Raw genomic sequence first — 10051 nt, forward strand, 5'->3', positions numbered from 1 at the left:
GTCTTAGCTGGCTGAACCTTCCGCGGAGTTTTCAAATAGTCGCTGCGAATCCAGACAATCGCGACCGTAGTTTTTTGCGGTGAAGTGTTCAAGCTCGATAAGTGCGGGTGGCATTCCTGAGCTGGTGAGGATGGCTCGGCCGCGTGGGAGTGCGGCGAGGTCTGCGACGTCCATGATCTTTTCGCGTTGGATCGAGGTTGAGACAGACCGTCCGCCCTTTTGAGTCGAGGAGGAGCGTTTGACGACGTCGTGATCGCCCACGAGTTGGGAGAGGAACGGTAGGAAGGTGTTGTCACTGAGGCCTGATCCTGCGACGCGAATGTTCGCGGCTGACCATAGTTTTTTCATGCCTTTCTCACCGAAGGCTTCGAGGCCTTGGTCCCAGCCTTGAAAGAATGAGGATAGGACGATTCCGCGGGATCCGTAGTGGCTGTAGACATCGGGGAGTTGTCGCCAGCGGACGACGTTGGCGACCTCATCAAGGACGCCTGCCATTGGTGGTGAGAGTCGGCCGCCTGGTTGTCTGGCTGCTGTTTTCTCGGCTGCGGTGAGGACTGCTACGGCGAGAGCTGCTGTTACGGCGCGTGCAGTGCCGGCGCCTTCTTTAGAGATCAGGTACAGGGTGTCGGTGGAGCTCGCGAATTTCACGTGATTGAACTCTGGTCGATTCTTAGTTGGATCGTCCGTGATCCAAGGGACGACGTTTTCGTAGGAGAGGACGTTCACCCAGGGGCGCATCGTGCCGTAGACGCCATCTCGCTGTTTCTCGGTCAGTGTTTGGATTCTTCCCAGTGCGGCACCGAGACCCGGGTGCCCCGCTTCGATGAGAAGGTTTCGGGGCGTCTTGTCTTCTGGGTCTTGCGCCCAGGTGAAGACGTCAGTGATCGGCTGTCCAGCGATGGAGGCGGCGAAGAGCATGTGTGAGAGCAGGCGTTTGCCGTCGGATTCGAAGTAAGCGTCCTGCTTCGCTCCAGCGTCGGTGGCTGAGGAGATGAAAACATCGGTGAGGGTTTCCGCAGCTTCCATGGAGTCGACGAAGCTGAGCGGGTTCCACCACCAAGACGGCTCTTCACCGATGATGTTTTGGACGTCGTGCACCCACACGACACCGTTCAACGAGCGTGGGCCACGGGTCAGGTCCACGATGTCTCGCTTATTCGAGGTAGCTAGCACCGGCCCCTTGGTCTCGATAATCTGGGGGACGCACACGCAGGAGGTTTTTCCTGCGCGGGGTCCCATCAACCAGATCTGGACCCATTCCCATGAAGCGTAGAGCCGTTGCCCGTTGCCAACGAGTTTCGCTAAGGGGACACCGGGGCCGGCCTTCTCGGCACGTAACCGTGCAGCGTCTTCTTGGGCTGCTTTTTCCATGAGGGCGGTGAAGTCTTTAGGTCGTGACATCCGTGAAGCCAGGTGATCGATCCGGGATCGGTTTTTGCCTCGGTTGCGGAACGCTTTGAATAGCAATGTGCCCACACCAATAAATAGGATGAGTCCTGCCAGGCTGAGGCTGATCTGCCACCCAGAGACCGGGGCGTATCCGCGGGCTTGGGCAAGGATGATCCCTACCGGATTCTTGGTGCCGGCTGCTTGGACCGTGGCCGGATCGAGCGCGCCTGTGAGGCCCCACAACAAGCCACAGGCAAGACCGATCGTGAGCACGATCAGCAAAACGATCCATGGACCTTCATTGGATCCTGGCTGGTTGCGACGGCCGGATCGTGGGTCCCCGAAAATGGTCATTTGATCATTTCCCAGTCGCGGTTCGTATCCGAAACGAAGAACTCGTATGAGGTGAGTTCTGTATGAAACGGTGTGCCGGCTTGTTTGCCAGTTTTCAGGATGAAGTTTCCCGCTCCTGGCCTTAGCCCTGCTTTACCGGTCCGGTAATCCACGGGTGCTTCAGCCGTCCAGTCCGAGAGCAGCTCCATCTCCTCTTGGGAGAGGCTGAACACTTCGCGAAGGTTTCCCATCTCGCCCTTGGCCAGGCCTCCCAGGAACACCATGGAGGATCGTTCCACGAACCCCCACGCTGTCGCAGTCAAGTGCGCGCTGGAGAGTTTCAGGTCGTTCATCGTGTGCGTGACCATGACTTGGGCTATGCCCCGGCCGCGATTCAAACGAGTGATGGTGTCGATGAAGTGGACCATTTCTTCAGAGGCTCGCAGTACGCGCCAGAGCTCGTCCATCACCAAGAGATAGGTGCGCCGTGGACGACCAGCAGCCACCGCAAGATGCTGTTCGGCCGATACCGTGGCTGAGCCAAGGTTCCAGCACAATGATTGCACTGCAGCGGTGAGGATGGCGTCGTTCTCATTCACACCGGAAATATCGAAGACGACGGGGACGCCGGGGCGAATATGAGCCGTGGTGGGTTTGGAGAACATATCCCCGTACACCCCGTCCGGGCCGAGGGAGATCAGCGCGTCGAGGAGGTCTCGGACGCGCTCATCGTAGTCACGGTCATCGGTGGCCATCATGACCGTGCGTAAGTCATCAGGACGAGTTTTGATGAACGTGATCAGCTCGTGCATCAACGGTGGCTTCCGCAAATCAGGATCCAAGCTCACCAACGACTGAGCGATCACCGAGGATTCATGCGGGCGCAGGGCACGGCCGAGCATCATCGCCGTCAGGCCGGTGATCAATGAGCGGCGGCGACCGATCATTTCCCCGATGGCCTGCTCGCGGTGGGTAGGGTCTTCGATCTCCCACAACGACGCAGCTAACGGCCCCAAATCCATGGGATTGATGTGGCCCTTACCCGGGGAGAACGAAATCACCTGCCCGTTCAGGGCTTCCACCATCAGCACATAGTCAGGCCGGGAATCCGCCAAGATCATGGGGATGTAACCCCAGGCGGCCGAGACCGAAATGAATCGGTGCACCAACGAGGTTTTACCCAATCCCGGCTGGCCGAGGATGAATGCAGACGGGTTGGAAATGATGCCGGCCAGGAACCAGCTGATCGGGTCAGCACACACCAAAGACCGGCGGCGAAGGTGATACCCGAGGGGCGCTCCGATCACCGGTAATCCGGAACCGGCCACGAACGGATACAAGCCACACACCTGAACGGTCGTGCCGCGTACCTCGAACAACGATTCCGAGGGGCTCATCGCACCACCGGCTGGACGTGCCCACCCTCGCGGGCCGGGCCGGGATGCGAGGGCTTCACGGTTCTTCCGGCTTTCCTGCAACCACCGCGAGAACCGACCCTTGCGGGCTTGCTGGTTCTTTTTCGCAGCCCGTTCAAGGCGTGCTGCTTCTCGTTTGGTGAGCGTGAGCTCATGATGCTTCGTGGTGCTCATTAGAAGAATCCTTGCAATCCGGTACGAACGACCATGTGATCTGGAAGCACGACGCCCAAAGGCAGGCCCGCTTGGAAGGTCACGGCCTGATTCCCGAGGGCTGGGCGCATCCGTAAACGGGCCCCACTGACAAGACTGGGAATGGTTTTGTCCCAGCGGGCGAGCTCGTCCTGATTGCGGACGGTGATCGTGACGATCAATCCGAACCGGGTCAGGCCCGCCCCGAGGGCTTCTTCTTGAGCCGATTTTTGGGCGGCCGCCCGACGGATCTGCGCGCGCTGTGAGACCCGTGTCTGAGAACCAGCAAACGTGGAGTCGCGTTGTTCGCGATCCACCACGGCCGTGGCTCGATCAACCGGGATCGGACGGTACAAGAGCGTGACGCGCTTTCGTAGCGCCTCCGTGGACGGCTCCATGAGACGGCGCAGACAGTTCGAGGTGAACATACCCCTTGGGCCCTCGTACATCGTCCAGGACCGTGACACCGCCCGGTCATGACGGTAGAGGTCGAACTCGTCGACCGAGAACGACGGGCCGGCTTCTTCCCACACAAGCCCAGTTCCGCCGCTCTCCTGCAACTCTTCAACCGTTGCAGCGGTGGTTGGATCGTACGCGACACGGGTGCTGTCGGTGATCTGCTGCGCGGTACACAACATCACTCCGCCAGCCCCAGTGCCACCCAGGCCGGCAAGAATGCCGGGGAGTTTGTTGCCAATTTCTTCGGCCATCTCCACTGTTCCCCGGTCGCCGGCCTTTCCATCAAGCCGGCGGCCATCAAAAGTGATCGTGATTCGACCCGTGAGCTCCGGTGCCCCGGTGCGGTAGTTGTCGCGGATCTCGTTAACGACTTCTTTGGAAAACGCCGGTGCGTCGTCTCGCCCGTGGCTATCCAAGAGGCGCTCTAAGCGCAGTCCGCTATCAGGTGCGCTCTCAATCGTCACCGAAGCACCACGGATGGAATCATCCATGCTGCACTCAGAGAGCCAGGCAGCCCACTTCGCAACCCGGTTCTCCACCTCGTCATGATCAACGAGGGATTCACCGTCAGGGTGAGACTCGATCACCACGCTGTAGTGATGCACTCCCCTACCGCTGACACGGATCAGCCCGAAGGGTCGACCGTAAGAATCCTGTTGCTCTGTTAGTTCGGAGCGGGCCATCAATCCAGGCAACCGGAACGCACCATCAGGGGTTCCCGCACCGGTAGGGCCGGCAATATAGAGGTGTTGCTTCTTCTTTTCTTTCATGAACTGGCCCAGACGCAACTGCAACCTCCCATATAGATTTCGGCCTTGACGGCCAGGAATCAAACCAACAGCCGCGACCGATCCCCCGATCAGGAACAACAATCCAGCGGCAAGCAATTTCTGCTGCGCGATCAGAACGATCATGAACAAAATCAAAACCAACGCGATGATCGTTGGACCAGCTTTCAGACCCAGAAGGCCCGAATGCCGCAACACCGTCAAGTTTCCATAAGTGTTCGGCGCGATTTTCGTTTCCATCTGGCTCACTTCGAGCCCTCCTCATTCGGATCAATCATGCGTTCAGCCTGAGCGGCACCTTTCGCCACACCAGAAGCCGGATTAATGCCCTGCAAAGACTGACGAATCGCCGCGGCCTTACCCACGCCACTAGCCACCGAAGCCGACCTAGAAGCCGAAGACGACGCCCCAAATCCACTGGACCGTGCACCAGAAGCCGCGGCCCCGGATCCACGAGCCGAGCTCACTCCGGAGGCCGCAGTAGCACCACGACCTGTAGAACCAGACGATGAACGCCCACCAGAACTATCCGATGACGCGCCTCCCGCCGCAGCACCCGAAGAACCAGAATCCGAAGAACCTGCACCAGGCGAGGAAACTGCCGCGCCGCCAGGAACAGAACCCCCGGAACCAGCTGAGACACCACTGCTCGATCCACTAGGCGTCGAGCCGCCAGAAGCAGCCCCGACCGGTGCCCCAGCGGCCGAAGAGTCAGCGGTACCACCCGACATGGAAGCGCCAGAAGACGTACTTCCCGAAGCAGAAGAGGAGGCCCCTTCTGCCGCAGGACTACCCGCGCCAGATTGGGAGCCGCCCCCACTGCCACTGGAACCGGATGGGCCAGGTCCGCCACCAGTACCGCCGGTCGAGCTAGCGCCGCCGGCAGTACTTCCACCGCCGGCCGCTCCACCCGCCGCTGCGGCAGCGCTACCTGCCGCAGCGGCGCCACGGGCCGCACTACCGGCAGCCACAGCGCCACCAGCCATGGCAGGAGCCAAAACCGCAGCACCAGCGGCCACGCTCACACCAGCGCCAATCCCAGCGCCAATCGCGGCCCCGCCGCTAAACGCGCCAGCGCCCACACCAGCTGCAGGGACAATGAACTTCACCAACGCCGGCAAAGCAAGGCCAGCCAAGGTAATAATCAATAAGCCCATCAACGACGTGAACATCGAGGCCATGCCCTCATCGGCACTCGCGCTATCAACGCCCTCACCAATAAGACGGAAACCCAAAGCGTAAATACCCGCAGCAACGGGCTTATAAAGAACAAGCGCAATAAGCCAGCCATTGGCTTTTCGCCAAGCTTGCTTCCCCGATTCGGTTGTTGAAGCTGCTGCAACAACCGGTAGGAATGCCATCAAAACAAGGAACATTAGATTCCTGAATAACAGGAAAAAAATGTTAACCAGAGCCGCAATGAACATCAGCAAATAAATAATGAACATCGCTCCAAGATTTGTAGCTATGGTGGCACCCCCCGCAAGGAGCTTCCCGAAATCGGGATCACCCTGACCGGACCGCTCAAGAAGCCACAAAGCCGTTGCATCCCCGGCCTCCAAAAGCAGCGGGATAGCCACCATGTATGCACCTGTAGCCAAAAGCATGTTCAACACCTGGGTGCCCATACTGATTGCACTAGAGCGAACATCCTGACTCACAACGAGCCGGATCATTCCAATAAGGAAACCGATCACGCCGAAAATAAAGACAAAATACTGCAGATCTCCACGGAGCAAGGCCAGAGCATCGGAACCAACATCAGGACCCGGAGTGTTAATCCACATCTGCTGAATCAGCTTCATCTGATTCAACGCACCGGTATACAAGCCCTCAATAAACGGGGCCATCGCATTCTCACCAAGATCACCAAGAAGATTGCTGACCCCCTCACCAATAGCGCAACCAAAATCTCCAACATCGCAGCCTTGTTTATTTGCCATAACTAGCGCCACCGAGTGAAAACAGTAGGGTCGAGCGTCTTTGTTGTAGATGGAATCCCAGCTTCGAGATCCAGTCGCCAGTCACCTACGGAGGTGTCCCACAAAAGATTCACCCGAATCGTTCCTTCGATGCCTCGCTGCGTTCCGTAATACTCCACAACGGCAGCCGCATCTGTGGCCATGATGATTCGATAACCTTCAATAGTTGCGTATTCAGAGGGCGCGGTCGTATTCGCCTGTTCTGCAAAGTAGCTCTCGCGAGCTGGGGAATCTGCGGCCGATTCTTTAACGTGCCCAGCCGAGAAGCTGAATGCGAGTCCTATTCCAGCCATCAACGCACCGCTTGGCGTTTGTGAGTAGCAGTGCCAGAAATTTCCATCATGTATCGCTGGGCCGAACTCTTCAGACGTTGGCAGGATCATCCCGCCCGGATGCCGCAACCACTTAGTTGCCGGTGCCTTCACCGGGAAAGCCTTATCCATACTCAGTGAAGGACAGCCTCCGGCAAGAACATCTGGCGGCGATGTTTGACCAGCCTGTGGAGCCGGGCTCAAAGAAGAAGCGCCGTCACTCTTTTCTTGCGACGGAGAAGTAAGGAACAGAACCGCGACCACCGCCACAACAATGAGAGCAAGAACGCCGCCAGCGAGCTTCCAGCTGGAACCAAGTGGATCTTTCTCTTCGGCCATAGCGACCCCCCTTTTGAAAGAATTCTCTAGATAAAGACCTGAATGATCGTGCCCGCAGCAGCTACGAGGACGCACGCAATAATGGCAATAGCCAGACCCTTCACGCCCTGGATCTCACGACCCTGAAACGACGAAATAGCCAAATAGCCGGCCGACGCCAAGAAGCCAATAACGCTGATGACAATGGCTGCCCAGGACACCCAGTTCACGAGCAAGCTGACAGGCTCCATCCCCGGAGGCTGCACAGGAGTTGGGTCAGGGATGACGGCTGGTACGGCCATCAGAGTGTTGAGAGTTTCGAGAATCATGGTTTCCTCCGTGGTTATGCGTTCTGGAATGCGCGGACAATTCGCTTAATACGAAGCGGAAGCCGCTGAGGATCTGGCGGACCATACCGCCAGCTCTCCACCCACGGCACATGGGCGCCGAGGGGAGTCTTTTTCAGGAGCCGCTTAACGGCTCTTTGCTGTGAATCAATTAGCCGTGGAGCGTCGTCGACGAGAATCAGGCCTAACAGGCGTGAACCCTTAAGGGAGCCGGATCCCCAGTGCTGGGTGAAACTCTCAGCTGCTTCGAGCCCGGCATAGTGAGTTCGAGAAACCGCGATTGCGGCCATCTCAGAACCGTCCTCTTTGAGTGGCCATCCTTGTCCAGCATCAAAAGCGTTTCCATCGAAAAGTTGCGCAACTGTGCTTGTTCCGGCTCCCCCATGCAATCCGAAAACCGCCAGACGCACATCGTGAGGGACCGACGAGGTCGGCCACTCACCCGATGAGGGAGCTAAAGCGTTCACGAGATCAGGCGATTCTGGGCCACGCTCAAGCACATAAACACACGAAAACTCATCAATAATTGGTGAAACGTCGCTAACGTCGCTAACTCCACTAACGTGGCTAACGCCGTTAAATTCTTTGGGTGCGCTGTGCACAAATGGATTTGGGCGACTGCTCATATGGATCCCCTTCCTTATGAGCTATTTATAAACCGTTGAAACCAGCGTAACCGCCTAAACCGTTAAAAGCTACTAAACCAGTGAAACGGGTTGACGTGGTTATGGCTGTTATACATACTAGGAGTGTGGAAGTGAACGATCCGAAGTCTGTTGATGCTTTGCTTAGCGAAGCTCCGGATCTCATTACCCCAGAGGAGTTGGCGGCTTTGATGCGAGTCAATCCGTCCACCGTTACGCGGTGGGTGCGCGACTATGGCCTCATCGCCATTTCGTTGGGCCCACGTCTAAAAAGGTTTCGAAAAGAAGACGTAAGGGAGTTCATTTTGCACGGCGATGAACTCTCCGATAGTTCAGATGGAGAGGTAAGTGACGGCTGACGAGTTTGATCCTGCATCTGTCCCCCGGTTTCCGATCTTCAGTCTCGTTCTTAACGAGGATGAAGGCTTAGTCGAGCTCGATGGATTGGCCATCGAGCCGGCCCTTGGTGAACAGCCCAAAGACGCCGGAATTGCAGAGGTCGTGCAAAAAATTAAGGCACACCGTTTGCAGGCGGTTCGCGTCCGCGCCCGTACAGGCGTAGACGACGAAGTATGGGACCTGGTGGTGACAGATCAGGGGAACACCTATGATGTTACTCCATCTATTAGCGTTGAAACCAATTCAGTAAAACGCCGGAAATATATCGCCATCATCGCGGGAACTGCTGCCGTGGGAGTGACCGCTGTAGCAGTCGTCCTCATGGTCACTAACTCCGCTAAAACACCCCAGCCAGTTGGCTGGGATACCCCGGGCGTGAACGCTCAAATACCTGTCGCACTGCCAAGCGGATTCGCTACAACTGCCACCTGGTCACTGCCGGTTGATAAAAACAGCACCGTAACTATCCTCAACACCGGACACCTTGTTTCAAGCGATCAAGCCGGAAACCTTGTCGCTCGCGACCCCAAAACGGGCCAACCGAAATGGACCGGAAGCGAGGCACCAGCCAACATTGGTGAGCTCGACCAAACCACCTGGGCTGGCACACCTTCTGTAGCAGCAGCCAGCGAACGTGCACTACGTGTCTGGGACCTGCGTACCCCCGCAGACGGAGGCGTCTCAGTCGCCCACTCCATCGCGGTGACAAATGAAGAACACGTAGACACTGACGGTCCTACCCCATTTATCAACCGCGGCGACTGGGTCGTCTCACTCCCGGCAAATGACTTCAGCATCCGCGACGTGATCATCCCCGCCGGAACACTTCCTGTGTTGGCCAGCCTGAACGACGACATCACCGTGATCGGCAGAACCAACCTTCACGTCGTGGCAGCTGACGGATCAGTGACAAAAACACTGCCCTTCACCCCGCCTAAAAGCACTGCCGGACAACCGACGGTCTCGTGGGTGCTCGATGACACCCACGTTCTTGTTGGGTGGAAAGGCACTACATCAGTCCTGGCGATCGTTGACACCACGACCGGGAAAATTGCTGCCAGCAGCAAGGTCAGGAATCTGCCACGCGAAGAAGCAGACATCCTCAGTGACCCCAACAGCAAAACAGCCGTCCTCGAGCGCCTAGCAATCAACCACGGCGATAAACCAGCAATCAAAACGCTGGAAGACTTCCAGACCACAACCATTCACGAAGGCATTGCCTACGGAGAATTTCCCGAAGGCCCAGCAGCGGTCAACCTCCTCACGCTCACGAAACCCACCCCATGGGCGACCTACACTGCGGAGGATCCAGCCCCGAACCTCGTCACCGATGACGCTGCCTACGTGGTTACTCCCATGCTCGATCAAACCGTGCTCTACCGAGCAGAACGGAGCGAGTGAGCATGGAATCAAATACCCTCACCAAAACCGCTATCGGGTCCTTCGCAGCACTCGTTCTTCTCGTCTTGACACC

9 protein-coding genes are annotated in these 10051 nt (G+C 57.6%); 2 read left to right on the plus strand and 7 right to left on the minus strand.

From position 1 onward, the window contains the following. Positions 1-3: 3 nt before the first annotated feature. Genes HD598_RS13220 through HD598_RS13250 form a run of 7 tightly spaced genes read right to left on the minus strand, consistent with a single transcriptional unit; the run spans position 4 to position 8160 of the window. Complete coding sequence (locus HD598_RS13220) at positions 4-1743, minus strand: type IV secretory system conjugative DNA transfer family protein (protein WP_183666989.1); 1740 nt, start codon at positions 1741-1743, stop codon at positions 4-6. Further along, the gene (locus tag HD598_RS13225; protein WP_183666991.1) at positions 1740-3311 is read right to left on the minus strand and encodes a hypothetical protein; all 1572 of its coding nucleotides are present in this window, start codon (positions 3309-3311) and stop codon (positions 1740-1742) included. Before HD598_RS13225 ends, HD598_RS13220 begins: the two co-directional genes overlap by 4 nt. Next, positions 3311-4816: an SCO6880 family protein gene (locus HD598_RS13230; RefSeq protein WP_221244896.1), complete on the minus strand. Its 1506-nt coding sequence runs from the start codon at positions 4814-4816 to the stop codon at positions 3311-3313. Before HD598_RS13230 ends, HD598_RS13225 begins: the two co-directional genes overlap by 1 nt. A gap of 5 nt (positions 4817-4821) precedes the next feature. Continuing rightward, a complete protein-coding gene (locus HD598_RS13235) occupies positions 4822-6519 on the minus strand; it encodes a hypothetical protein (RefSeq protein WP_183666995.1) in 1698 nt (565 codons plus the stop codon). A gap of 2 nt (positions 6520-6521) precedes the next feature. After that, the gene (locus HD598_RS13240) at positions 6522-7208 is read right to left on the minus strand and encodes a hypothetical protein (RefSeq protein WP_183666997.1); all 687 of its coding nucleotides are present in this window, start codon (positions 7206-7208) and stop codon (positions 6522-6524) included. Positions 7209-7234: 26 nt separating this feature from the next. Then, complete coding sequence (locus HD598_RS13245) at positions 7235-7516, minus strand: hypothetical protein (RefSeq protein WP_183666999.1); 282 nt, start codon at positions 7514-7516, stop codon at positions 7235-7237. A 14-nt stretch (positions 7517-7530) separates the two neighbouring features. Then, entirely contained in the window at positions 7531-8160 is a 630-nt protein-coding gene (locus HD598_RS13250) for a DUF6668 family protein (RefSeq protein ID WP_183667001.1), read from the minus strand. A 125-nt stretch (positions 8161-8285) separates the two neighbouring features. Here HD598_RS13250 and HD598_RS13255 point away from each other — a divergent pair, with 125 nt between their 5' ends. Continuing rightward, positions 8286-8537: a helix-turn-helix domain-containing protein gene (locus HD598_RS13255; protein WP_221244893.1), complete on the plus strand. Its 252-nt coding sequence runs from the start codon at positions 8286-8288 to the stop codon at positions 8535-8537. Beyond that, on the plus strand, positions 8527-9978 hold the full coding sequence (locus HD598_RS13260; RefSeq protein ID WP_183667003.1) for a hypothetical protein: 1452 nt from the start codon (positions 8527-8529) through the stop codon (positions 9976-9978). The genes HD598_RS13255 and HD598_RS13260 overlap by 11 nt, the downstream gene beginning before the upstream one ends. Positions 9979-10051 lie beyond the last annotated feature (73 nt).

Origin of the sequence: Neomicrococcus aestuarii (assembly GCF_014201135.1) — a bacterium.
Lineage (GTDB): Bacteria > Actinomycetota > Actinomycetes > Actinomycetales > Micrococcaceae > Neomicrococcus > Neomicrococcus aestuarii.